General features: G+C 41.6%; 22 protein-coding genes. 9 read left to right on the plus strand and 13 right to left on the minus strand.

The features are described 5' to 3' along the window. Positions 1–611: 611 nt before the first annotated feature. From ACEO2X_RS07650 to dnaA, 5 genes are all read right to left on the minus strand, one after another. Complete coding sequence (locus ACEO2X_RS07650) at positions 612–974, minus strand: hypothetical protein (RefSeq protein WP_004969754.1); 363 nt, start codon at positions 972–974, stop codon at positions 612–614. 161 nt (positions 975–1,135) lie between these two features. Beyond that, a complete protein-coding gene (gyrB, locus tag ACEO2X_RS07655; RefSeq protein ID WP_004969755.1) occupies positions 1,136–3,604 on the minus strand; it encodes a DNA topoisomerase (ATP-hydrolyzing) subunit B in 2,469 nt (822 codons plus the stop codon). A 44-nt stretch (positions 3,605–3,648) separates the two neighbouring features. Further along, complete coding sequence (gene recF / locus ACEO2X_RS07660) at positions 3,649–4,731, minus strand: DNA replication/repair protein RecF (RefSeq protein ID WP_004969757.1); 1,083 nt, start codon at positions 4,729–4,731, stop codon at positions 3,649–3,651. A 37-nt stretch (positions 4,732–4,768) separates the two neighbouring features. Beyond that, on the minus strand, positions 4,769–5,917 hold the full coding sequence (gene dnaN / locus ACEO2X_RS07665) for a DNA polymerase III subunit beta (RefSeq protein WP_004969759.1): 1,149 nt from the start codon (positions 5,915–5,917) through the stop codon (positions 4,769–4,771). Between the two features lie 108 nt (positions 5,918–6,025). Next, complete coding sequence (gene dnaA / locus ACEO2X_RS07670; protein WP_004969761.1) at positions 6,026–7,402, minus strand: chromosomal replication initiator protein DnaA; 1,377 nt, start codon at positions 7,400–7,402, stop codon at positions 6,026–6,028. A 660-nt stretch (positions 7,403–8,062) separates the two neighbouring features. Here dnaA and rpmH point away from each other — a divergent pair. From rpmH to ACEO2X_RS07700, 6 genes are all read left to right on the plus strand, one after another. Further along, the gene (gene rpmH / locus ACEO2X_RS07675; protein WP_000831329.1) at positions 8,063–8,197 is read left to right on the plus strand and encodes a 50S ribosomal protein L34; all 135 of its coding nucleotides are present in this window, start codon (positions 8,063–8,065) and stop codon (positions 8,195–8,197) included. A 31-nt stretch (positions 8,198–8,228) separates the two neighbouring features. After that, on the plus strand, positions 8,229–8,621 hold the full coding sequence (gene rnpA / locus ACEO2X_RS07680) for a ribonuclease P protein component (RefSeq protein ID WP_004969764.1): 393 nt from the start codon (positions 8,229–8,231) through the stop codon (positions 8,619–8,621). 9 nt (positions 8,622–8,630) lie between these two features. Then, a complete protein-coding gene (yidD, locus tag ACEO2X_RS07685; protein ID WP_004969767.1) occupies positions 8,631–8,951 on the plus strand; it encodes a membrane protein insertion efficiency factor YidD in 321 nt (106 codons plus the stop codon). Positions 8,952–8,956: 5 nt separating this feature from the next. Then, a complete protein-coding gene (yidC, locus tag ACEO2X_RS07690) occupies positions 8,957–10,720 on the plus strand; it encodes a membrane protein insertase YidC (protein WP_371971541.1) in 1,764 nt (587 codons plus the stop codon). Between the two features lie 91 nt (positions 10,721–10,811). Next, positions 10,812–12,167: a tRNA uridine-5-carboxymethylaminomethyl(34) synthesis GTPase MnmE gene (gene mnmE, locus ACEO2X_RS07695; RefSeq protein WP_179995527.1), complete on the plus strand. Its 1,356-nt coding sequence runs from the start codon at positions 10,812–10,814 to the stop codon at positions 12,165–12,167. A 320-nt stretch (positions 12,168–12,487) separates the two neighbouring features. Further along, entirely contained in the window at positions 12,488–12,823 is a 336-nt protein-coding gene (locus ACEO2X_RS07700) for a DUF1622 domain-containing protein (protein WP_180052182.1), read from the plus strand. A 116-nt stretch (positions 12,824–12,939) separates the two neighbouring features. Here the strand turns inward: ACEO2X_RS07700 and ACEO2X_RS07705 are convergent, their stop codons facing one another. Beyond that, a complete protein-coding gene (locus ACEO2X_RS07705) occupies positions 12,940–14,127 on the minus strand; it encodes an MFS transporter (RefSeq protein ID WP_171287397.1) in 1,188 nt (395 codons plus the stop codon). Positions 14,128–14,230: 103 nt separating this feature from the next. Then, positions 14,231–14,497: a metal/formaldehyde-sensitive transcriptional repressor gene (locus ACEO2X_RS07710; protein WP_004969779.1), complete on the minus strand. Its 267-nt coding sequence runs from the start codon at positions 14,495–14,497 to the stop codon at positions 14,231–14,233. A 58-nt stretch (positions 14,498–14,555) separates the two neighbouring features. Here ACEO2X_RS07710 and dmeF point away from each other — a divergent pair, with 58 nt between their 5' ends. Further along, on the plus strand, positions 14,556–15,533 hold the full coding sequence (gene dmeF, locus ACEO2X_RS07715) for a CDF family Co(II)/Ni(II) efflux transporter DmeF (RefSeq protein WP_371971543.1): 978 nt from the start codon (positions 14,556–14,558) through the stop codon (positions 15,531–15,533). 117 nt (positions 15,534–15,650) lie between these two features. After that, on the plus strand, positions 15,651–16,352 hold the full coding sequence (locus tag ACEO2X_RS07720) for a DsbC family protein (RefSeq protein ID WP_371971545.1): 702 nt from the start codon (positions 15,651–15,653) through the stop codon (positions 16,350–16,352). A gap of 174 nt (positions 16,353–16,526) precedes the next feature. Here the strand turns inward: ACEO2X_RS07720 and ACEO2X_RS07725 are convergent, their stop codons facing one another. The 4 genes from ACEO2X_RS07725 to ACEO2X_RS07740 all read right to left on the minus strand — a co-directional run bounded on the left by ACEO2X_RS07725 (position 16,527) and on the right by ACEO2X_RS07740 (position 20,192). After that, on the minus strand, positions 16,527–16,784 hold the full coding sequence (locus ACEO2X_RS07725) for a GlsB/YeaQ/YmgE family stress response membrane protein (RefSeq protein WP_004969785.1): 258 nt from the start codon (positions 16,782–16,784) through the stop codon (positions 16,527–16,529). A 197-nt stretch (positions 16,785–16,981) separates the two neighbouring features. Next, positions 16,982–17,509 (minus strand): hypoxanthine phosphoribosyltransferase, encoded by a 528-nt coding sequence (hpt, locus tag ACEO2X_RS07730; RefSeq protein WP_371971547.1) that lies wholly within the window; start codon positions 17,507–17,509, stop codon positions 16,982–16,984. A 217-nt stretch (positions 17,510–17,726) separates the two neighbouring features. Next, positions 17,727–19,067: a guanine deaminase gene (gene guaD, locus ACEO2X_RS07735; protein WP_179989095.1), complete on the minus strand. Its 1,341-nt coding sequence runs from the start codon at positions 19,065–19,067 to the stop codon at positions 17,727–17,729. Between the two features lie 159 nt (positions 19,068–19,226). After that, complete coding sequence (locus ACEO2X_RS07740) at positions 19,227–20,192, minus strand: TerC family protein (RefSeq protein WP_371971550.1); 966 nt, start codon at positions 20,190–20,192, stop codon at positions 19,227–19,229. 398 nt (positions 20,193–20,590) lie between these two features. On the opposite strand from ACEO2X_RS07740, the gene ACEO2X_RS07745 reads away from it, so the two are divergent. Beyond that, complete coding sequence (locus ACEO2X_RS07745; RefSeq protein WP_004969793.1) at positions 20,591–20,872, plus strand: GNAT family N-acetyltransferase; 282 nt, start codon at positions 20,591–20,593, stop codon at positions 20,870–20,872. A gap of 161 nt (positions 20,873–21,033) precedes the next feature. Here ACEO2X_RS07745 and ACEO2X_RS07750 read toward each other — a convergent pair whose 3' ends face one another. Together ACEO2X_RS07750 and mpl are read right to left on the minus strand one after the other, a co-directional pair. After that, positions 21,034–22,119 carry a zinc-dependent alcohol dehydrogenase family protein gene (locus tag ACEO2X_RS07750; protein ID WP_096902007.1) on the minus strand — a complete coding sequence of 362 codons (1,086 nt, stop codon included), beginning with the start codon at positions 22,117–22,119 and terminating at the stop codon, positions 21,034–21,036. A gap of 238 nt (positions 22,120–22,357) precedes the next feature. Beyond that, a complete protein-coding gene (gene mpl, locus ACEO2X_RS07755) occupies positions 22,358–23,728 on the minus strand; it encodes a UDP-N-acetylmuramate:L-alanyl-gamma-D-glutamyl-meso-diaminopimelate ligase (RefSeq protein ID WP_004969796.1) in 1,371 nt (456 codons plus the stop codon). Positions 23,729–23,881: the final 153 nt, after the last annotated feature.

The raw sequence follows: 23,881 nt of genomic DNA on the forward strand, positions 1-23,881 counted from the left end.
TAGCAACAGGAGGTGTTGCTGAATATATATCCATGTTCATGGATTAAGTCCCCACTTGTTTTTAGGTGGGAACTAAATTAAGGCTTATAGGATCGCTTGGTAAGGCTGTGTTAGCCGGATGCTTACGGAAGAACTCGAAAGTAGCTTTGAATAGCCATACCGATGAGATTTTAACGCTATGCTAAATAGGGTTAAATCTCATCATATTTCGTAGAATATGCATTGTGTATGTTCCATACTTATAAGACACATTCGTAATAGTTTTAATCTTTAGTTTATCTTCACAATAACCACGCAAAGAAATTTAAGTCACTCTCTGCGTTTGTTTATTTTTACTTATCAATCTTGCACCACAGCATAGTTGTATGACACCCCCCACCCTGAATAAAAGTAAGACAGCATAGCTACCAAGCAAGAAGTTTTGAATTTAAAACTCAGTGTGATTTTTAAATTCAAAATCTACAATTTAAATTTAAAAGCAAAAAACTTAGTTATCCACAACTCAAACTAACTGTTATTTTAAATTCAAAACTCTAATTAAAGCCAAATCAATCCATTCTTTCATGGTTATTTTGAGTCATTGAATCTCAGTGATTCACAGAAAATCGCTGCTACTCGGCAGTAATTTTTGCTTTGCTAATACATAATTCTTGTATTTTCCAGCCCTGAATATAGCGCCAGATTTCTTGAATATACCCTTGATCATCCGCCAAACCAATTTGAATCCGACAGTTAACCTGCTCACGATCAAACTCATATTCTTCTAATTCAACATTCGGTTTGATCGGTTTCCAGACACCATTATTCACTGCATGCTGAATGTTGGCATAACGTGTTTCACGATTTTCCACACGTGATTCTGCCGTATAAACGACTTTAAAATCTTCATCTTCATAGTGTGCTAACAGCTCCACATTGCCAGTAAAAAAAGCATTCACCCATGCATCACGTGCTTGTTCTAATTGATTATCCATCTTAATGATTCTCCTATATTTTTGGCTTAATGTAGCTCAGCATGACAGAACAATAAGTCAGTTTTATAAAAGTTATTTGGATGAATCACGACAACAACAAAAGCCAAACATAAAAAAGCACTCCGTAGAGCGCTTATGGTTATGCGGATGATTTGGACGAATTAAGCGTCAATATCTGCATTTAAGGCATTTTCTTCAATAAAGGCACGACGTGGTTCTACATCATCGCCCATTAAGCAAGAGAACATGCGGTCTGCTTCAATGGCATCATCAATGGTGACTTGCAACATATTGCGGTTTTCTGGGTCCATCGTGGTTTCCCAAAGTTGTTCCGCATTCATCTCACCCAAACCTTTATAGCGCTGAATCATCATGCCGCGACGCGAGTCCTGCAAAATGTGTTGCCACACTTGATGGAAATTGTTGACCGTAATTTTACGTTCGCCTTTTTCCAAATACGCACCTTCTTCAAGCAGCGTAAACCAGCTTTTTGAATTTTTCAGCAAACGTGCATATTCAGCTGAACCCAGCAAACCTGTGTCTAGCAAATAGGTATGTGGCAAGTTGTGCACATATACCGTGATTCGTGGCCAATACGTTGCAGATTTTTGACCATCCGCATCTTCTTTTTCAAACTGTTCGATGCTTAATTCAGGACGCAAACTTGGTTGTAATCGTTCAATGCTTTGACGTAATTGCTCGCCCCATTGTTGTACATACGCCTGATCTGCTGCTTGATCAATTTTAAAGGCATCTAATTCTAATAAACCATCCAACAGACTTGCAGGATAACGCAGCGTTAAACGGCTCAAACTCTTTTGTGAAGTTTGATAATCAGCAATGACTTTGGCTAAAGCCTCACCACGAATTGCAGGTGCATCAGCACTCACATGCAGCTCCAATTCATCAATCGCATTAGAAATTAAATAGGTTTCTAAAGCATCGTTATCTTTGATGTATTGTTCCTGCTTGCCTTTTTTCAGCTTATACAATGGTGGCTGTGCGATATAAATATGACCACGCTCAACCAATTCTGGCATTTGACGGAAGAAGAAGGTCAATAGCAAGGTACGAATGTGTGAACCATCTACGTCAGCATCGGTCATGATGATGATTTTGTGATAACGCAGTTTGTCTGGGTTATATTCTTCACGACCAATACCACAGCCCAAAGCGGTAATTAAAGTACCTACTTCTGCCGATGAAATCATCTTGTCAAAACGGGCACGTTCCACGTTCAGGATTTTACCTTTCAGTGGCAAAATTGCCTGCATTTTACGGTTACGACCTTGTTTAGCCGAACCACCTGCAGAGTCACCCTCGACTAGATATAATTCAGATAATGCAGGGTCTTTTTCCTGACAGTCAGCCAATTTACCAGGCAAACCTGCAATATCCAAAGCACTCTTGCGGCGCGTCATTTCACGGGCTTTACGCGCCGCATCACGGGCACGCGCTGCATCAATAATTTTACCCGCAATGGATTTTGCCGCTTGTGGATTTTCCAATAAATATTCAGAGAAAGATTTATTCATGGCCTGCTCAACAGCAGGTTTCACTTCACTCGATACCAATTTTTCTTTGGTCTGTGATGAGAATTTTGGATCTGGCACTTTGACCGACACAATCGCGGTTAAACCTTCACGTGCATCATCACCCGACACCACGACTTTTTCTTTTTTCAGGATATTTTCGCTTTCCATGTAGTTGTTTAACCCACGGGTTAGCGCAGCACGGAAGCCTGCCAAGTGCGTTCCACCGTCTTTTTGTGGAATGTTATTGGTAAAGCAACGTACGTTTTCCTGATAGGAATCATTCCACTGCAAAGCAACTTCTACGGTAATTCCGTTTTCAGCCTGTGTCGTGAAATGGAAAATTTCATTCAGATGGGTTTTGCCTGCATTGATATATTTTACAAATTCAGACAAACCACCTTCATAGTCAAAAATATGTTCTAAATTGACACGTTCATCACGCAATACAATACGCACGCCCGCGTTTAAGAAAGACAATTCACGCAATCGGCGTGCCAAAATATCCACATTAAAAATGGTTTGGCTAAAGGTTTCAGCACTTGGCCAAAAACGCACAGTCGTACCTGATTGCTCAGTGTCGCCCACTACTTTTAAAGGATATTGTGGATCACCATGGCGGTATTCCTGTTGGTGAATTTGACCCGCGCGTTTAATCGTTAATTCAAGTTTACTCGATAAAGCATTGACCACCGACACACCAACGCCGTGCAAACCGCCCGACACTTTATAACTGTTGTCATCAAACTTACCACCTGCGTGCAGAATGGTCAGAATGACCTCTGCTGCAGAGACACCTTCTTCAGGGTGAATATCGGTTGGGATACCACGACCATTGTCAGATACGCTGACAGATTCATCTTCATGGATAGTCACCAAAATTTCATCACAATGACCCGCCAAAGCTTCATCAATAGCGTTATCGACTACCTCGAACACCATGTGATGCAAACCTGTACCATCATCTGTATCACCGATATACATGCCTGGGCGTTTACGAACAGCATCTAGGCCACGCAATACTTTGATACTAGAGGAATCATAAGCCTTTTCATTGGTTTGTTCTGTAGTAGAGACAGATTGATCTTCTGAACTCATGGTTTCTCCCTAGTGAAAAATAGGTCTATCCAAAGATAAAAAAATTATTGCTCAACAGCCTGCACCGTTCCGTGATCGACCTGAAATAAGCGATAAGGAATCGACAACGCTTGTAAGTGTTGTTGCACGGATTGATGATCTAAAGTGGTAATAAAAACTTGACTACCCAATTGGCTTAATCGTTCAATTAAACGTTGTTGTGCGCTTAAATCTAATTCTGCTGTCAGATCATCTAATAATACCACAGTTTCCTTATTAGACGCATGCAGCATTGCAATCTGTGACAGTTTTAATGCCATAATCAATAGCTTTTTCTGCCCACGTGACAGCACCACATCGGCATCACCCATTGGGGTTTTTAAGCGTAAATCGGCGCGGTGTGGCCCATATTCGGTATAGCGACGTTCCACATCTTTTTGATGATAATTGCACAGATCATTCAACAAGCCTGTTTCGGTATGAAAGCCTGCGCTGTATTCCAGACTAATGTGTAAATCAGGCAATAAATACTGTAAATCTTGTGCAAAAAATTGCTGCCATTGTTCCACCGTTCCCAAACGCTGCCGATGCAAAATCTCACCATAATCACTGAGCATTTTGTTCCACGGTTCCAAGTCCGACAGACTTAAATGTCGCTGTGATTTAAGCAAACTATTACGTTGTTTTAAGGCACGTGAATAATATTGCCAAGCGTGATAAAACTCTGGTTCCACGTGGAACATCAACCAGTCCAACAGTTGCCGTCGTGGTTTTGCACCATGGTCAATAATATCGGTACTGAGTGGATCAATATGTTGTAAAGGCAGAATTTTAGCCAATTGCCCTTGGGTTGCAACAGGGTCGCCATTGACCTTAATCAACTGCTCACCCGATGCCATTTTTTGCATGCCAATTTTTTCAGTCAATGACTGAGCAAATACAATCGCATCTTGGCTACTGTTCTGAATGTAATTTTTAGGAATATGGGTGCGAAAAGAACGCCCTGTCGCCAATAAATGAATCGCTTCTAAAATCGAGGTTTTACCCGAACCATTTTGCCCATAAAAGACGTTAAACGGCTGCAACTCATGAAGTGCAACCGCTTTTAAGTTCCGAACACGCTCGATATGTAAACGCGTAATATGCATGATTCAGCTAGATTTAATCTTGAAATAAACCGCTCACTTAAACACGCATTGGCATCACAACATAGGTTTGATCTTGATGTGCTGGATCTTGTACCAATACCGATTGATTGGCTTCGGTCATGGTCATCGATACATCATCGCCATCCAATGCCCCTAATACGTCCAATAAATACTGTGCGTTAAATGACATTTCTAACGGCGAATCGGCATATTGAATCGCTAAATCTTCAATTGCTTCATCTTGTTCTGGGTTATTGGCACGTAATTGCAAGGTGTCCGCACTAAAATTCAGGAATACGCCACGCAATTTTTCATTACTTAAAATCGCCACACGCTGTAAAGATTGTTTAAATACATCATGCGCGATCAGCACGTTTTTATCACCACCACGTGGAATCACACGGCGATAATCTGGGAACTTACCATCAATTAATTTAGTGGTAAAACGCACGGTAATTTCTGCTTGTTCTTTGTCACGGCTTGGGGTGCGAATGGTCACATTCAGCAATTCACGCCCAATTAAAAGTGCCAGTTGTTCATCTTCAATGCTCAGCAAACGCTGCAATTCAGCCACAGCTTTACGCGGCACAATGGCTTGAATTAATTGAGTAGCTGTCGAAGATGCCGCTGTTTCACACAAGGCCAAACGGTGACCATCTGTGGTCACAGCACGTAATTGGTTTTCATCAATTTCTAACAAAGTACCCGTTAAATAAAAGCGTACATCCTGCACTGCCATCGCAAACGCAGTTTTTTCAAACAAACGCTTCAGCTCACGCTCAGTAACCGTCACTTGCGTACCTTGAGCATTTTCTGTAGCCAATAATGGATAATCTTCCGCAGGCAAAGTACCTAATACAAAGCGGCTATTGCCCGATTTTAAAATACAGCGCTGATCTTCAGTGATTTGCAAATCAATCAAAGCTGCGCTTGGTAAAGATTTACAAATATCCATCAGTTTACGTGCAGGCACTGTAGTTTCCCCTGCCTGTAAACATGCCCCTTCAGTCAGATTCGTACTGGCAACCAATTCCACTTCCAAGTCCGAACCAGTAATGGTTAAGGCTTGCTCAGTCACCTGAACTTTGACATTGGATAAAATATTTAAGGTATGGCGACGTTCAACCGCTCCTACGACATGTGACAGAACATTCAGTAAGCTTTCTTTCGCGATTTTTAAACGCACGGTACATTCCTCTAACAACTGAAGATTGGAGTATAAAATAGGTTTTTTAGCAGTGTACTATGCGGCAAAAGCTGCCGCATGGCAAGAACAGAATTTGAGCAAATTCGGTCAACTTTGCAACAATCGTTGCAGGTTTTTATAGTCTTCGTTAAAGATCGGATCTTCTTCGCGCAGGCTTTGTACTTTTTCGCAGGCATGCATCACGGTACTGTGATCACGGCCACCAAATGCCATACCAATTTCAGGGAAACTGTCGCCTGTCAGCTCACGTGCCAAGCCCATTGCCAACTGACGTGGACGCGCATAAATACGGGTACGTTTTGGCCCCACCAATTCTTTGAGCGGAATACGGAAATATTCACTCACGACTCGCTGAATATTTTCGGTACTGATGGTACGTGCGCGAATTGCCAAGACATCTTTTAAAGATTCACGTACCACATCTAGATCGATTGGGGTGCCTTTAAAACGGGAAATTGCCACCACTTTATTGAGTGCACCTTCAAGTTCACGCACATTAGCCACCACTTGCTGGGCAATAAATAAAGCACAGTTACGTGGTAAATCTACGGCGCTGCTTTCAGCTTTCTTTAATAAAATTTCAATTCGGGTTTCAATATCTGGCGGTTCTACCCCGACTGATAAGCCCCAAGAAAAACGTGACACCAAACGTGCATCCAATTCGGTTAATTCTTTTGGATAACGGTCTGAAGTCAAAATAATCTGTTTAGATTCATCCAATAAAGCGTTAAAGGTATAGAAAAACTCCACCAAACTGGCTTCTTTACCTGCCAATAAGTGAATGTCATCCACCAATAACAAATCTAAAGAGCGGCAGTTTTTCTTAAATTCTTCAACCTTGCCCTGCTGCAAAGAGCTGACAAAATCCTGCACAAAACTTTCTGCAGTCATGTACATCACCCGTGCATTCGGTTTGGCTTGCAACAAAGCATTGCCCACCGCTTGCATCAAGTGAGTTTTACCCAAACCTGTTGGGCCATACAAAAATAATGGGTTGTGCTGTGAAGCCCCCAATTGGGTCAATACCTTGCGACAGGTTTCCGCAGCCATTTGGTTAGAACGACCTTCCACAAATAAGGAAAAGGTAAATAACGGATTGAGTTGGCGTTTACGGCTTTTTGCAGAACTTTCTTCTTTTTCACGTTTAGGCTTGGCCACAGGCGCAGGGCTAGATTCCAGCGCAGCAGTAGTGGTAGCAGGTTGTTCACTGGCCGATAAAATTGCACCTGGACGCGAATCGACTAAAATTTCGACCTTACGCACGCGTCCCTCAGACAACTGCTCTGCCAAAATAGTAATCAATTCCAGATGATGTTCTTGAATGTAACGCGTCCAATAAGGATTAGGCGCATAAAGTTTTAATGTATCTTCAACTTCTTCTGCCACCAATGGGCGAATCCACATTGTAAAGACATTTCCAGAGAGCTCTTGTCGCAAGCGATTTAAGCAGTCCGTCCAAAGCATGTGAAACCCCTATCTAATCCATTTTTAAATTTAAAACTTCTCTCGACCGCCTGAGCGGGTCGCCATTCTAACCAAGTTATCCACATCTGTCATGACAAAATCAGCAAAATTGCTCAAAAAAGGAATCATTAAACCTGAATTTAAATTTGAAACGTGGTGTGGATAAGTTTATCCGCAAGGTGTGGATAAAATATAGCACAAAGTTATCCACATAATATTAAAATTATAGAAACACAGATATCCACAATTCAAAATTTTGTTTTATAAAAGAAAAAGTGGGTTTTCAACAGAAAAATGCGTCCCTAATAGTAATAAATTTAAATTTATAAATTTGAATTTATTTATAAGAAACGTTGCAACTGTGGATAATTCAATCTGAGTTTAAATTTAAATTCAAAACCGAAAATTTTAAAATTAAACAGAATAAGCTTGTGGATAATTATGTGAATAATACTGTTAATAACTTATTAGTCAAGCATAAACAATTACTTATCTTGTGTATACTTTAATTTGTATGATCAACCAGTCAATTGAGCGAAAACTTGTTAAAAAGAAAAATTTAGGCTTATTTTGCAAGAAACCGTGTTTTTCATTGACAGCTCAAGCAATGAGCACTAAAATCGCGGACCTTTATAGAAAGATCATTTTTGGAGTTTCGATATGAAACGTACATTTCAACCATCTGAATTAAAGCGTAAGCGCGTTCATGGTTTCCGTGCTCGTATGGCTACTAAAGCTGGTCGTCAAGTATTGGCTCGCCGTCGTGCAAAAGGTCGTCACAGCTTAACTGTTTAATACAGTCACGCTGAACCGACTCTTGGGTGTTATGACAACACTTTATGGCTTCAGCACAGAGTTGAGATTACGCTGTGCTGCCGATTATAAAGGTGTGTTTGATGGTGCGCTTTTTAAAGTGCATCAACCCCATTTCTTATTTCTTGCAAAACATTCCGAACTGCCGAATAGCCGTTTGGGTCTTGTCGTTGCAAAAAAGAAAGTGCGTCGTGCACACGAACGAAATCGAGTAAAACGACTTGCTCGCGAAAGTTTTCGCTTACACCAACAGCAATTAAATGACTTAGATATTGTGGTAATGCCCAAAGTTGGGGTAGATACGGTATCTAATGCGGAATTGCATCAGCAATTACAATTTGCTTGGCAGAAGTTACAACGTCTCGCCAAAAAGCATTCAAAAATAGCTCCCTCCCCACAAAAGTAGAGATGGCCAATGGTACTTTTACTGCATTGGTTGATACGTTTCTATCAGATCGCGATTAGTCCTTTATTGGGACCACGCTGTCGCTATATTCCAACATGTTCTCAATATTCTTTGGAAGCAGTCCATACGCATGGTGCTGTACGTGGTGTGTGGCTGGCTACAAAACGTATTTGTCGTTGTCATCCGTGGGGTGGTTCGGGCTATGATCCGGTGCCGCCAAAAGTCATTCGTTTTATTTCATTTCAGCAAATAGATTCTCAAACGCATCACATTACTGTACCCTTTCGTGATCGTTTATTGAACCAAAATCACTCTAACCACTTGGGGTAATAGATATGCAACAATGGGCCAGGTTTGCAATTCTCGGGGCCATGTTTGTCGTCGCATATTTGCTCATTTTGGCGTGGCAAAAAGATTATGGAAATGCTGAAACAGCACTGCAGCAAAAAACTGCCGTTGTTTCACATGAAGTGTCTGCAGATTTGCCGAATGCCCAAACGGCTACAGCAGCTTCTGATGTACCGCAAGCAAATATTCCTGCACAGCAAACAACCGATGCCACAGCACCTGTAAGTCAGCAGCTTATTTCAGTACAAACTGACCTTTATCATCTTTGGATCAATCCGAAAGGTGGTGATATTGTTCGTGTTGAATTACTCAATCATGACAAAAATAAAGACAGTGACGATCCTTTCGTCATGCTGGAAAGCGATGCTAAGCGCACCTATGTCGCGCAATCTGGGTTAATCGGGCTGAATGGTCCAGACAGTAGCCGTAATGGCCGCCCAAGCTATGAAATTGAAAAATCGACTTATAGCTTAGCCGATGCCAAAGAAAGCAAAAATAAAGCGGGTGAAACAGTTAAAACTTTAACTGTCCCAATGGTATATAAAACTGCCGATGGTGTAGAAATCATTAAAACCTTTAGTTTTACTGAAGGTGAATATCCTGTGCTGGTGAATCACAAAGTGATTAACCGCAGCAGCCAAAACTGGCAAGGTCAGATGTTTGGTCAGTTGAAACGTGATAATTCAGATGATCCAGGCAAGTCAGATCAAGGTATTTTTACCTTGGGTACTTTCCTTGGCGGCGCATGGGGAACACCTGAAGAACACTACAACAAGTTGAAATTTGACAATTTTAATGACGAAAAATTGAATGTCGATGCAACAGGTGGTTGGGTGGCCGTGGTTCAGCACTATTTCGTGAGTGCATGGGTTCCGGGGCAGTTAAAATTGACGCAGGCCGATGGTCAACCGTATGCAGCGAAGTTGGAATCACGTAAATCTAGCGATGAAATGAACATCATTGGTTTTACCTCGCCAACCATTAATGTCCCTGCAGGTACGGTGGCAGAAGTTGATGCGACCTTCTACTCTGGTCCAAAAATTCAGTCTGAATTGAAAGATTTGGCGACAGGTTTGAACCAAACTGTGGATTATGGCTGGTTATGGCCAATTGCAAAATTATTGTTTATTGGTTTGCAATTCTTCCATGGTTTAGTGGGCAACTGGGGTTGGTCAATCATCTTATTAACCGTTCTTGTCAAACTGATTCTTTGGCCGTTATCGTCTAAGAGCTATCGTTCTATGGCGAAAATGCGTGTGATTGCACCAGAAATGCAGCGCATGAAAGAAGAATTTGGCGAAGACCGTATGCGTTTCTCGCAAGAAATGATGGCACTTTATAAACGTGAACAAGTGAATCCACTGTCAGGTTGTTTGCCATTGTTACTACAAATGCCAATTTTCCTTGCCTTGTACTGGGTATTGATGGAATCGGTAGAGTTACGCCATGCACCGTGGTTAGGTTGGATTCAAGACTTATCGGCAATGGACCCTTGGTTTATCTTGCCATTGTTGATGGGTGTGACCATGTATGTTCAACAAATGTTGAACCCACAGCCAACAGATCCAATGCAGGCAAAAATCTTCCGCATTATGCCTGTGGTATTTACCGTATTCTTATTGTTCTTCCCTGCAGGTCTAGTTCTGTACTGGATTGTCAACAACTTGATTACGATTTTGCAGCAAAGCTTGATCAACAAAAGTGTTGAAAAAGACCGCGCTAAACGAGAAGAGGCAACTCCAGTCAATTAAGTATGGCTGAGCTGCTGAATAAATCCGCTTAAGATGGTAATCTTAGGCGGATTTTTCTTTGCATATATTTTGAAAGTTTTAGGTGAATTTTATGTATAACCGCAGCACCATTGCCGCAATCGCGACTCCACCTGGCCGTGGTGGTGTGGGGGTGATTCGCCTGTCGGGACCAAAAGCCTATGCGATTGCCGCAGCATTGACCCAAAAAGACTTACCCAAAGCGCGTTATGCAGGTTTTCGCCAGTTTTACGATGCAGCCAATGAAGTCATGGATGAAGGTTTGGTGATTTGTTTCCCCAATCCTCATTCATTTACTGGCGAAGATGTGGTGGAACTACAAGGGCATGGTGGCCCAGTGATTCAAAATGCGCTGTTGGCACGTTTACTGGAACTCGGTGCAACGGCTGCCAAAGCGGGTGAATTTTCGATGCGCGCCTTTGAAAATGGCAAGCTAGATTTGGTACAGGCCGAAGCCATTGCCGATTTAATTGATGCCACTTCACAAGCCGCTGCGCGTTCTGCTCTACGTTCCCTGCAAGGGGCTTTTTCCACCAAAGTGAATACCGTGCTGGAACAGTTAATTCATTTACGTCTGCATGTTGAAGCTGCTATTGATTTTCCTGAAGAAGAAATTGACTTTTTGGCCGATGGGAAAATCCTTAATTTGCTAGATGAAGTGGCTGCTTCGGTGACTGCTGTGCAACAATCTGCGCGTCAGGGACAATTGTTGCGTGAAGGTCTGCAGGTGGTGATTGCGGGCAAACCGAATGCAGGTAAATCTTCCTTACTCAATGCCTTGGCGGGTATTGAACGTGCGATTGTGACCGATATTGCAGGGACTACTCGTGACGTATTGCATGAAAAAATTACCCTGAATGGCTTACCAATTACCCTGACTGATACTGCAGGCTTGCGTGAAACAGGGGATATTGTGGAACAGGAAGGGATTCGCCGTGCAATTAAAGAAATTGAACAGGCAGATTTATTGTTATTGGTCTATGACTTGAGCCAAAACGAAGATCCGTTGCAATTGGCACAGCATTATTTTGCTGAACATATTGAACCGAAGCGTTTGATGTTGATTGGCAATAAATGTGATTTAACTGGTGTACAAGCTGCAATTTCAGATTTTAAAGGGTTTAGACATATTACTGTGTCGGCCAAACAAGAAACAGGTGTTCAATCGCTCATAGAGGCGATTACAGCGCATGCAGGCTTTCAGCCTGAAGAAGATACCTTTATTGCACGTACCCGTCATTTAGACGCAATGAAGCGCACGCAGCAGTATTTGGCTGAAGCACGTGAGCAGTTGGTGGTCTATCATGCGGGGGAATTAGTGGCTGAGTCGTTACGTCTTGCGCAGAATGCTTTGGGTGAGATTACAGGTGATTTTTCTGCAGATGATTTGTTGGGTAAGATTTTTGGATCGTTTTGTATTGGGAAATGATTTTTAGCGATTACTTCCTGATTTGATATGAAAATAGCATTAAGTTTTAGTGGCTTAGTGCTTTTTTATTATCCTATTTTAGGTTGGTCAGCTGATAAAAATCAGCCTATTTGATAATGTTTAGTGTCTCTTTTGTTACAAACCCGATTTAACCCATGTCATGTTTAAACATTTCAATTTACCTTTATGAAAACCCATCAATAATCACGCAAGTCTTTTTAAACCGCAGCATTTAAAGCTATGATGAGAAAATAATCAAAGATTGGCGCTCAATTCAATCCTAAATGCACGAGATGAAATCTCTGATGGAGGTTTTTTGGATGTTTGAACTGGCTTTTTTACGTGAAATACTCATTTCTTCGGTTCATTTTCTGCAATTGTCACTCGAAGCCATTTCTGTGATTTGTGTGGTGATTGGTCTAGTTAAAACTTTATGGGTGCTGGTTCGGTTAAAATCGGGGCGTACTGCACGTTATTGTTTTGGGGATTGGCTTGCGACGGCGCTTGAATTTCAGTTGGCTGCAGATATTTTAGCCACCACGGTAGATCCAGATTTAGATAGCCTAATTAAATTGGCGATCATTGCAGTGATTCGAACCTTTTTGAATTACTTCCTGACCAAAGAGTTAGAACATCAAGCCCTTAATGAAAAATAATGGCTATTGAGTTTGAGATCAAAACAGAAGACATAGTCCCATTCATCTACAAGGTTTGAATAAACTCAGCTGATTCAAACCTTGTCCTGATTTTAACGTTTAGTTTAGGTAAAAACTCATCCTAAAACAGGTTTGTTCTGCAACTGGCGATACCAAATAATGATGTAGCCACACAGTAAGCAGATGGCTGCACAAAAGCTAAGTACGGCGGTGGTTAAACCGAAATGATCGGCCAAATAACCGACTGCAATAATTGGCAGAATTGTGCCTAAATAGCCCACAAATAAATAGGTCGACATCACTGCAGCGCGATTCTGTAGATTGGTCATGGCATGAATTAAGCCAAAAGCACCAATCAATGCCAACCCGTGTCCTATGCCTAGCAGCACATCACTCACAAAAAATAGAAAACTCCAATGTAAATACATGCATAAACCGAGTACCAATAAACTCAATAACAGCAAATACAGCCCATAATTTAGGCATTTTTGTGCAGGAATGGCTTTAGAAAAATACTGCACCAGCGCTGAAATCAGCAAAATACAGGTGATGGCCAAACCACTGACCAAAGGCCCGTGCCACGGAATAATCACTTGCACAAAAGAGGGAGAGAGCGAAGCAAATAAACTAAAGGCAGCAAAGGCACAGAATGCGGTTAAACCTGTAATATAAAATTCTGCATGAAAGCGTGGTTCTGGGCGTTCTAATTTTGGGGCAATCGAGAAGGCTTGTGGCGTAAATTCAGGTGGCGCTAAACGTAACAATCCAATAAAACACAGGACAGCACCCAAAATGACTGGAATATATGGGCTAAACAAAGGTGCTGCTGAAAATTGTGCCACACCGCCACCAAGCAAAGGGCCTAAGCCAAACCCGACTGCGGTAATGACTGAACTGAGCTGTGGCGCATGTGCTTTATGTGATTCGGGGATACTCCACATTAAGCCAATTAACGCCGATGTGGTCATAAGACCTGAAGCAATCCCAATCACAAAACGCCCCAAAGCAAGCCAAAGTGCATTGGTGGCAAACATCGACAGAATCAGTCCGAGGGTGATGATCACTAAACCCAATTCTAAGGTTTTTAAGAAGCCGATACTGTTGCTGGTACGCCCTAAAAAGAGCAAGGTAGCCAAACAACCGAGCATATACGCCACAAAAATAAAGGTGATATGGCTGGGTAAAAGCTGCCACAATTCCTGATAAATTGGATACAGCGGGCTTGCAAGTGCCGTGCCCATGGTGCCAATAATCAGGGCGAGGCTGATCATCACGAAAGGATGCCAAGATTGAGATTGAGTCATAAAAAACTCGATTGATGGCTAAACTCTTGAGTTTAGTCTCATATAGTGAGAAATATCACTCAGCGTAAAGACAAGCCTTGAATCTGGTCAAGCCTATTTGTGTTTAAGCATAGCGTTTTAGCAGTTTCATAAACTCTTCCAGTTCATGTTCATCAATCGCGCATTGATCACCAATCACATGATGACGCAAATGCGATTCGATTAACTCATTCATCAAACCATTGACCGCACCTTTAATAGCTGCGACTTGTTGTAAAACTTCAATACAGCCATGATCAGGATTGTGAAGTGCTTGTTCCACTGCCCCAATTTGCCCTTGTAGACGTTTGACGCGATTTAAAATTTTCTTATCTGTATGTAAATGACCCACCACATCACCTCAATTTCTATATACTCTAGGAGAGTATATTTAACAATGATTTCCCATTATGCGTCAGCAACACTCTCATCGTATGCATCCACATCAATTCGATCAAGGCAATCCGCTGGCGCAGAAAAAAATATTATATGCGGCTTTGCTGACGGCTGTCATGATGTTCTTGGAAATCTTGGGTGGTTGGATTTTTCATTCCATGGCTTTGCTAGCGGATGGCTGGCACATGAGCTCACACATGCTGGCGCTAGGCTTGGCTTATTTTACCTATCGGGCAGCACGTCATTATGCAGCAGATACACGGTTTAGTTTTGGTACATGGAAAATTGAAATTTTAGCTGGCTATAGCAGCGCCATTTTATTGTTGGTGGTGGCTGCATTTATGGCAATTCACTCTATCGAGCGTTTATTTTTTCCTGTCGATATTCAGTATAACCAAGCCATCCCAATTGCAATTTTAGGGTTATTGGTCAATTTGATTTGTGCATGGTTATTACATGAAGATGATCACCATCACCATCACCATCACCATCACCATCACCATCACCATCACCATCACCATCATGAGCATACGCATGACAGCCATGACCTGAATCAAAAAGCCGCCTTTATGCATGTGGTGGCAGATGCGGTGACTTCAATTTTTGCGATTATTGCTTTAATTGCGGGTAAATATTGGGGCTGGGATTTTCTAGATGCACTGTTAGGTATTGTTGGTTCAATTTTAGTGGCGCGTTGGGCGATAGGTTTGATGCAGGAAACAGGGAAAACATTGCTGGATGCAGAAATGGATCATCCTGTGGTGGATGAAATTCGTGAAGTGATTGCAGAGTTACCAGTCAGTGTGATGATCACAGACTTGCATGTTTGGAAAGTCGGACAGGGTAAATTTTCCTGTATTTTGGCATTGGAAACCGCACACGATTTAGACGCAGATCAAGTCCGCACCGCCCTCGCCATTCATGAAGAAATTGTGCATATTTCAGTAGAAATTAATCCGCCATCAGGCTTGAATGTTCCACGTGAAACCTAAAGCGTTGCATAGCAAAAACGAGTTGTAGCAATTGCGTAATTCTGGCTTAAAAATACTGAATTCTGTGCAGCTTTCAGCTTAGAATCAGGCTAAATTTACTTTATTTAGATGAAACACATGATTAAACAATTGAGTTTAGCTGCCTTAATGGGATTATGCAGCGCCGTGAGCATGGCCGATGTTGCAACGATTAGTAAAAATGTCAAACAACAGCATCCGCAACTGAAATTAGACAATATTCAAGCCACAGAAATGAAAGGTATTTACAGTGCCTCTATGGATGGTCAAGTGGTGTATTTGAATGAAGATGCACAACATATTTTGGCGGGTTCAATGATTCGTTTAAAGGATCAGCATAACTTAACCAAAGATTTATTGATCCAACAAAACAGTGTCGATTGGAAAAAGTTACCGTTACAAGATGCAATCAAAAGTGTGCGAGGTACGGGAAAACGTCAGATTGCGATCTTTTCTGACCCAAATTGCCCATATTGTAAACAGCTTGAGGCTGAACTGAAAAAGCTGGACAACATTACAATCTATACCTTTATTTTGCCGTTAAAAGCGCAATCTGTTGCGCCATCTAAACAGGTGTATTGTGAGAAAAACCCTGCTCTTGCTTGGGAAAACCTGATCACAAAAGCACAATTGCCTACAAGTCAAAGCAGTTGTGCCAACCCTGTGGAGCGCAACATTGTTTTAGCGCATCGTTTAGGTGTAAACGGTACGCCTGCGATTATTTTCTCGAATGGCTTTAAAGTTATGGGAGCATATCCTGCGGCACAAATTGAACAGATTTTTAAAGAATTTGGTCTTTAAGAACGGCTAATTTTTTATCTGATATTGGCAACTAAAATTGTGTAGTGTGTATCGGAGCAAACCTGAAATTTGTGATTGCGAAGTAGATATAAAAAAACCGCCTCAATTTTTAGGCGGTTTTTTTATTGAGAGAGAAGATGTTTGACTGAAAAATTACAGTCGTTAATACAGGATTTAAGCACGCGATTTTTTCATGAACGTATTATAAATAAATAGAATAATCAGCGCACCAATGATGGAGGCAATAAAGCCTGCGGCAGAACCATCACCGTACAATCCCATCATACGCCCTGCATAGGTTGCCAATAAAGACCCTGCAATCCCAAGTAAGGTGGTGACAATAAACCCTGCTTTATCATCTCCAGGATGAATCGCGCGGGCGATTAGACCTGCAATAAAACCCACCACAATTGCGACAATTAATGACCACATGAGCAGCTCCTTGTTATCTTTGTTTATGTTTTACATCATGTTTCAGACTTATCTTTGCCGAAAAATCCCAAGGAAAATAGTCGAATAATGCTACAGCATGTAGTGTTTTTGTCCTGTTAGATAGATGAAATGCAAATTTCAGCCATAAAAAAAAGTGATCTGAAACGATCACTTTTTTAAAGCGAGGCGTATTTGTTTTATAAGCCAATTTCGCCAATAAACGGAATATGACGATATTTTTGGTCATAATCCAAGCCATAACCGACAATAAACTTATCTTCAATTTCAAAGCCCATAAATTTAACTTCAAGCTTAATTTCACGGCGTGATGGCTTGCTAATTAAGGTACACAGCTCAATTGAATTTGGCTCACGGGTTTGCAAAATTTCCATCACTTTATTTAGGGTGTTGCCCGAGTCGATAATATCTTCAACCACCAAGACATCTTTACCGCGAATTTCACCATCCAAATCTTTTAAAATTTTCACATCACGCGATGACACAGTACCTCCGCCGTAGCTGGATACAGTCATAAAATCCAGTTCATGCGGCTTTTGAATGGTGCGGCATAAATCTGCCATGAACAATACAGAACCACGTAATAAGCCAATCAACACCAACTCTTTGTCGCTATTGGCATAGTGAGCATTAATTTTTTGACCAAGTTCCTGAACTTTTGTTTGGATTTCTTCTGCAGAAATCAAAACCTGCATTTCAACTGTCATGGGTAGATACCTAAAAAGCAAAAATAAAAAAGGTGTTGACCTGCAACACCCCAAAATATGCGCTAATTTTAATATATCTTGCGCGATGTTGCACATGCTTGCATGGTTAAAATAGCATCATTTTTGTGCTGAGTGAGAATCTGAGCGTAACAACAAAGCACAACCGAGTATCAGCATTGCCCATCCGATGGGTTTTATATACGAGGATTGCGCAGGTTTAGCCACCTGCTGCTGAGTTTTGATTGGGTTGGTAGTAGGCACGTTGTCCATAAATATAGGTCGCATGAATATTACGGTCATCTGCTAAAGTAATGAGGGCAAATAATGCATCTTCAAGATGTTTGGAACGTTGTTGTCGTAAGCGTTGTAAAGCGGTGGCATTTAAATCCAGCACCACAAAATCGGCTTCTTTGCCTACCTTAAAATTCCCCAGCTTATCGTCTAAGTCCAAAGCTTTGGCAGCACCTAATGTGGCGTGATACAACGCTTCAAAAGCAGAGAGTTTTGCCCCTTGCAGTTGTTGTACTTTATAGGCTTCATTGAGGATATGCAGTACATTAAACGTGGTGCCTGCGCCAATATCTGTACCTAAACCGACCTTCACCTGTCGCTCCCAAGTTTTATGCAGCGGAAATAAACCGCTGCCCAAAAATAAATTGGAGCTTGGACAAAAGGCAATTGCAGAATCGGTATGATGCAGACATTGCCATTCATGTTCTTCTAAATGCACACAATGCGCAAAAACCGAACGTGAACCTGTTAAACCATAGTGATGATAAACATCTAAATATCCATTTTGCTCTGGAAATAATTGTTTCACCCACGCAATTTCATTGTGATTTTCACTTAAATGGGTATGTACATAAACATCGGGATATTCGGCTTTGAGTTGCCCTGCCCGCGCCAGTTGCTCAGGGCTAGAAGTCGGTGCAAAACGTGGCGTAATCGCGTAGAGATTACGTCCTTTTCCATGCCATTTTTCAATCAACGCTTTAGAGTCTGTATAGCCTGAGTCTGCACTGTCACACAATGCTTCAGGTGCATGCCGATCCATCAGCACTTTACCTGCAATTAAACGCATTTGATGTTGTGCTGCCGCTTCAAACAACGCATCTACCGATTCAGGATGTACCGTACAAAACACCAAAGCTGTGGTGGTGCCATTTTTCAGTAATTCCTGCACAAAAAATTGTGCAATCTGATCTGCATAGGCTTTATCTGCAAATTGCAGTTCAGTCGGAAAAGTATAAGTATTCAGCCATTCCAGTAATTGTTCTCCATACGCGCCAATCATTTCAGTCTGTGGAAAATGAATATGGGTGTCGATGAAGCCAGGCACAATGAGATGGTCAGGATAATGATGGAACTCTGTGTTGGCGTTTAGCTTTGCCTGCCCTTCTTGCCATGAACCAAACCACTGAATTTTGCCTTGTTCGCAAATTAACAAGCCATCGTCTACATAACGGACTTGTTCTGAAATTTGATCGGCTTGGCTGGTACAGTTTTTGAAATCAAGAAAGCGACCACGAATTGCGGTGCGTTGTACAGGAGATGGCATAAATAACCTACATTTTTCATTTTTTCAAGAGATTGTACCTTAAATGCAGCTTGCAGCAGTACGATAAAATTTATCGTACGGTAAATTAAAACTTAGCGTAATGAATACAAAAAGCCTTCTCGAAAGAAGGCTTGCAACGATGATAAGGACTGTTAAATTTTATAATGTGGTTTCATTGTATTTACGACTATGTCGAATTGATAACCACGCAGTGATTGTCAGTACAAGTACAATAAAGCCGAGTGAAATCCAGATAGGCATGTGGAACACATCTAACATCAGCATTTTAAAGCCAATAAATAGCAGAATTAAACCCAGTCCATACGGCAAATAATGCATTTTAGTCGCTGCTCCTGAGAGCAAGAAAAACATGGCACGTAAGCCCAAAATAGCCATTAGATTTGCAGTGAGTACAATAAACGGATCGGTAGTCACCGCAAAAATTGCAGGGATAGAATCCACGGCAAAAATAACGTCAGATGCTTCGACCAAAATTAAAACTAAAAATAATGGCGTTGCCCAAAGTACACCATTTTGGCGAACAAAGAATTTGTCTTGTTGTAGTGTTGGGGTGATCCGCATGTGTTTGCGTAGCCATTTCAATAACGCCATATCTTCAATATTGCTGGCTTCTTGTTCTGGGCCTTTTAAGAATTTAAAGCCTGTATAAACCAAAAATGCGCCAAAAATATACAAAATCCAAGAGAATTCTTGTACGAACCAAGCCCCAATAAAAATAAAAATGGTTCTGAGAATAATTGCACCCAGTACGCCGTAGAGTAAAATTTTACGCTGTAAGCCCGATGGAATGGCGAATGCGGCGAAGATCATCATCCAAACGAATACATTATCTATCGCCAGTGATTTTTCCAGTAAATAACCCGCAAAGTATTCCATGACTTTGGTATTGGCGACTTCTAGCCCAACGCTGTGTTTAAGATACAGCCATAAACCGCCACCAAATAAAGCTGCCACACTGACCCAGGCGATACTCCAATACGCAGCGGTTTTGACTTTGACCGATTCGCCTGCTTTTTGTTTAAAGCCTAAGAGGTCGATAGCGAGCATGACTGCAACAATTGCAAAAAAGACCAGGTATAGCCATAAATTGCCGATAGATTCCATACAATCTCCACATCCGACAATTGGCCATAAAAAAACCTTGACCCGTTGTCAGATGATTTCAAAACATCTGTAACAACATGATCAAGGTCTTGCCTACATAGAGCGCACTTGAATCAACAAGTAGGTCACTATGCTCAGCGTCCGACTTTTTGCAAAGTGTAATGACGAAACGCTGACACGTTAAAGTTATATTTTAACGCTTGGAGGAGGCTACTCCCCTTGTTCAACATAATTTGGGATTAGGACGCTGCCTAAATCTGCGTAAAGAATTACATAATTTTAAGTGTTGTACAATTTATTCTGTATGGTAAATCACTTTAATTTGTACAAATTCAGCACAATATTTCGTAAAGAGTGTGGCAAATTGAAAAAATAGATTTAGTTTGATAGGTGGACTTATGCAAATTCAACATCAAGAAACCCAACGCGGTGGCGAGTTTTTTATTGAACGAGATGGTCGGCATATCGCTGAAATTACTTATCAATATCAAGATGATCACACTATTTTAGCAGATCACACTTGGGTCGATCTGACATTACGAGGTCAAGGGGTTGCCCGTCAGCTATTAGATATTTTGGTCGCCTTTGCACGTGAAAAGCAGCTAAAAATTGTACCCGTGTGCTCTTATATTGAGACGGCTTTTGAAACAGATACACAATATGCTGATGTCGTGGCTTAAAAGTCTTTCTACGTTGAAATAATCTAATGTGTTGGTATTAAAACAGCATGCAGACTTCGTCTGTCGTGCAGTCTAAAATTTTCTTGAAAATATTATAAAAGCCCAAAAAAGCCAATCCACAGCGCGTAGATTGGCTTTTTTGTAACATAGTTAAGCCAAGATTATTCGTAATTAATCATCACTTTCATGGCATTTTCATCTGAAGCATGTTTAAACACATCATAGGCTTTTTCAAATTCAGAGAATTTAAAATGGTGCGTTGCCAGTTTTTCTAAAGGTAATTTGCCTGAACAGCAGGTTTTTAACAGCATACCTGTCGTATTGGTATTCACCAAACCCGTAGTGATGGTCAGGTTTTTAATCCAGAGTTTGTTTAACTCAAAATTTACCGACTTACCATGTACGCCCACATTGGCAATATGTCCGCCCTCTTTCACGACATTTTGGCAAATATCCCAAGTGGCTTCGACACCTACAGCTTCCATGGCACAGTCTACCCCGCGACCACCTGTAATCTCTAAAATACGTTGTACTGCATCTTCTTTGGCAGAGTTAATGGTATGGGTTGCACCCAACTCTTTTGCCATCGCCAAGCGGTTATCGTCCATATCGACTGCGATAATTTGTGCAGGAGAATAGAACTGTGCGGTAAGCAGACAACCCATGCCAATTGGACCTGTACCCACAATTGCAATGGTATCACCAGGTTTAACATTGCCGTATTGCACACCAATTTCATGTGAAGTTGGCAATACATCAGACAAGAAAACCGCAACTTCTTCATTTAAACCTTCAGGCAGCAAATATAAAGAAGTGTCTGCAAATGGAGTACGGACATATTCAGCATGAGTACCATCAATCATATATCCCATGATCCAACCGCCTTCATTTTGGCAGTGTGCATAGAGTTGTTTTTGACAGTTTTCACAAGTACCACAACGGCTGACACAAGAAATAATGACCTTGTCGCCTTTTTTGAAATTTTTGACTGCCGAACCGACTTCTTCAACAATCCCGATACCTTCGTGACCTAAAATACGGCCATCAAATAGCCCTGTCTTGGCAACTGCAGTGTCTTGAATTTCTGGGTTTTTACCTTTCCAAATACCTAAGTCAGTACCGCAAATTGTAGTTTTGGTGAGACGAATCACGGCATCTGTTGGTTGTAAAATTTCTGGACGTGGGCGTTCTTCAAAACGAATATCATTGGCGCCGTGGTAGACCATGGCTTTCATTGTTTTTGACATTGTGACCATCCTTCTTAGTAATAATGATGAAAGACATCCAGCAGCCAACCTGTAGCAACCGTCATGCTCGCAGGATGTAATCTTTTTAAAGTAACAGGTCAAGATGACAAGTTCATGAGCAGTATTGTTGCTTTTAATAATTATAATATATAAATTTATAATTAATATAAAAATCCCCTATTTTTTGCCAAAAACAGGGGATTTTTTTTGAAAGAGTTTTAAATCAGTTTAAGCGATTTTAAGCCGTGTGTTGCAACGCTTGAATGAGTTTTTGATGTAAACCACCAAATCCACCATTTGACATAATCACCACTGCATCGCCCTCACCTGCTTGGCTCACGATTTTTTGAATAATTTCATCCAAAGTATTGGCCACCACTGCATGATTGCGAGCAGCCGCAACCACAGGCTGTAAATCCCAGTCTAAACCTTCAGGTTGATACCAAATCACAGCATCCGCCAAACGTGCTGAATCTGCCAAGCCCTCTTTATGACTGCCCATGCGCATGGTGTTGGAACGTGGTTCAATAATCGCCCAAAGCTTACGCTCACCCAAACGCTTACGTGCGCCGTCCAGTGTGGTTTCAATTGCGGTTGGATGGTGGGCAAAGTCATCATAGACTTCAATGCCGCGTATGGTGCCTAATAACTCCATACGGCGTTTCACCCCACCAAAATTGGACAGCGCTGCACATGCGGTTTCAATTGCAACCCCAACATGCTCTGCTGCGGCGATGGTTGCCAAGGCATTGGCGACACTGTGTTGCCCTGTCATATTCCAGCGCACTTCACCTTGTAGCACACCATTTTTCAGAACTTTAAAATGTGAACCATCTGCTGCAAGTTGTTCTGCATACAGTTCCGCTTGTGGATCTGCATTGAGCGAAGTACGTAGCACAGGTGTCCAGCAACCCATTTCTAACACTTCATCAATATGGGTTTCTGTAATTGGGGCAATAATGCGCCCTTCACTTGGGATGGTACGCACCAAATGATGGAATTGTTTTTGAATTGCGGCCAAATCATCAAAAATATCGGCATGGTCAAATTCAAGGTTATTTAAAATGGCGGTTTTAGGATGGTAATGTACGAACTTGGAGCGTTTATCAAAAAACGCAGAGTCGTATTCATCGGCTTCGACACAGAAATACTTGCCTGCACCCAAACGTGCACTTTCACTAAAGCCTAAAGGAACGCCGCCAATTAAAAAGCCCGGTTCTAAGCCTGCCTGATCCAATACCCACGCCAACATGGTGGTGGTGGTGGTTTTGCCGTGCGTGCCTGCAACGCCCAGTACGTGTTTGCCTTGCAAGACATGATCGGCCAAAAATTGCGGGCCAGAAATATACGGTAAACCTGCATTCAGCATGTATTCAACCGCATCAATCCCACGTTTCATGGCATTGCCCACAATCACTAAATCTGGATGCGGTTGTAAATGGCTGCGGTCATAACCTTGCATTAAGGTAATGCCTGCATTTTCCAGTTGAGTCGACATCGGTGGATAGACGTTTTGGTCTGAACCTGTGACGGTATGTCCTAAATCGCGGGCCAAAAGTGCCAATGAGCCCATAAATGTGCCACAAATACCCAAAATATGCAGATGCATTCCGCCTTACTCCACTGCTTTTATAGACACATCACGTATTTTTGTGCTGTTGTCGTGATTAACTTGATTTGAAGCAACGATAGCAAGGGTTTTGGCGAAAAGATAGTGATTCTTGTATCTCATTTCAGGGATTTTTCAGCGCTGAATCTGCGC

The sequence above is a fragment of the Acinetobacter sp. AL9 genome, from assembly GCF_041464035.1.
In the GTDB taxonomy this organism is placed as follows: Bacteria; Pseudomonadota; Gammaproteobacteria; order Pseudomonadales; family Moraxellaceae; genus Acinetobacter; species Acinetobacter towneri.

What these genes read in the sequence shown, in the direction of transcription:
- gyrB (WP_004969755.1), bottom strand. Translation starts at nt 3,604, where the DNA reads ATGAGTTCAGAAGATCAATCTGTCTCTACTACAGAACAAACCAATGAA.
- hpt (WP_371971547.1), bottom strand. Translation starts at nt 17,509, where the DNA reads ATGACAGTTGAAATGCAGGTTTTGATTTCTGCAGAAGAAATCCAAACA.
- yidC (WP_371971541.1), top strand. Translation starts at nt 8,957, where the DNA reads ATGCAACAATGGGCCAGGTTTGCAATTCTCGGGGCCATGTTTGTCGTC.
- dmeF (WP_371971543.1), top strand. Translation starts at nt 14,556, where the DNA reads ATGCGTCAGCAACACTCTCATCGTATGCATCCACATCAATTCGATCAA.
- recF (WP_004969757.1), bottom strand. Translation starts at nt 4,731, where the DNA reads ATGCATATTACGCGTTTACATATCGAGCGTGTTCGGAACTTAAAAGCG.
- ACEO2X_RS07720 (WP_371971545.1), top strand. Translation starts at nt 15,651, where the DNA reads ATGATTAAACAATTGAGTTTAGCTGCCTTAATGGGATTATGCAGCGCC.
- ACEO2X_RS07740 (WP_371971550.1), bottom strand. Translation starts at nt 20,192, where the DNA reads ATGGAATCTATCGGCAATTTATGGCTATACCTGGTCTTTTTTGCAATT.
- dnaA (WP_004969761.1), bottom strand. Translation starts at nt 7,402, where the DNA reads ATGCTTTGGACGGACTGCTTAAATCGCTTGCGACAAGAGCTCTCTGGA.
- ACEO2X_RS07750 (WP_096902007.1), bottom strand. Translation starts at nt 22,119, where the DNA reads ATGTCAAAAACAATGAAAGCCATGGTCTACCACGGCGCCAATGATATT.
- rpmH (WP_000831329.1), top strand. Translation starts at nt 8,063, where the DNA reads ATGAAACGTACATTTCAACCATCTGAATTAAAGCGTAAGCGCGTTCAT.
- rnpA (WP_004969764.1), top strand. Translation starts at nt 8,229, where the DNA reads ATGACAACACTTTATGGCTTCAGCACAGAGTTGAGATTACGCTGTGCT.
- yidD (WP_004969767.1), top strand. Translation starts at nt 8,631, where the DNA reads ATGGTACTTTTACTGCATTGGTTGATACGTTTCTATCAGATCGCGATT.
- ACEO2X_RS07705 (WP_171287397.1), bottom strand. Translation starts at nt 14,127, where the DNA reads ATGACTCAATCTCAATCTTGGCATCCTTTCGTGATGATCAGCCTCGCC.
- ACEO2X_RS07650 (WP_004969754.1), bottom strand. Translation starts at nt 974, where the DNA reads ATGGATAATCAATTAGAACAAGCACGTGATGCATGGGTGAATGCTTTT.
- ACEO2X_RS07725 (WP_004969785.1), bottom strand. Translation starts at nt 16,784, where the DNA reads ATGTGGTCATTAATTGTCGCAATTGTGGTGGGTTTTATTGCAGGTCTA.
- ACEO2X_RS07700 (WP_180052182.1), top strand. Translation starts at nt 12,488, where the DNA reads ATGTTTGAACTGGCTTTTTTACGTGAAATACTCATTTCTTCGGTTCAT.
- mnmE (WP_179995527.1), top strand. Translation starts at nt 10,812, where the DNA reads ATGTATAACCGCAGCACCATTGCCGCAATCGCGACTCCACCTGGCCGT.
- guaD (WP_179989095.1), bottom strand. Translation starts at nt 19,067, where the DNA reads ATGCCATCTCCTGTACAACGCACCGCAATTCGTGGTCGCTTTCTTGAT.
- mpl (WP_004969796.1), bottom strand. Translation starts at nt 23,728, where the DNA reads ATGCATCTGCATATTTTGGGTATTTGTGGCACATTTATGGGCTCATTG.
- ACEO2X_RS07745 (WP_004969793.1), top strand. Translation starts at nt 20,591, where the DNA reads ATGCAAATTCAACATCAAGAAACCCAACGCGGTGGCGAGTTTTTTATT.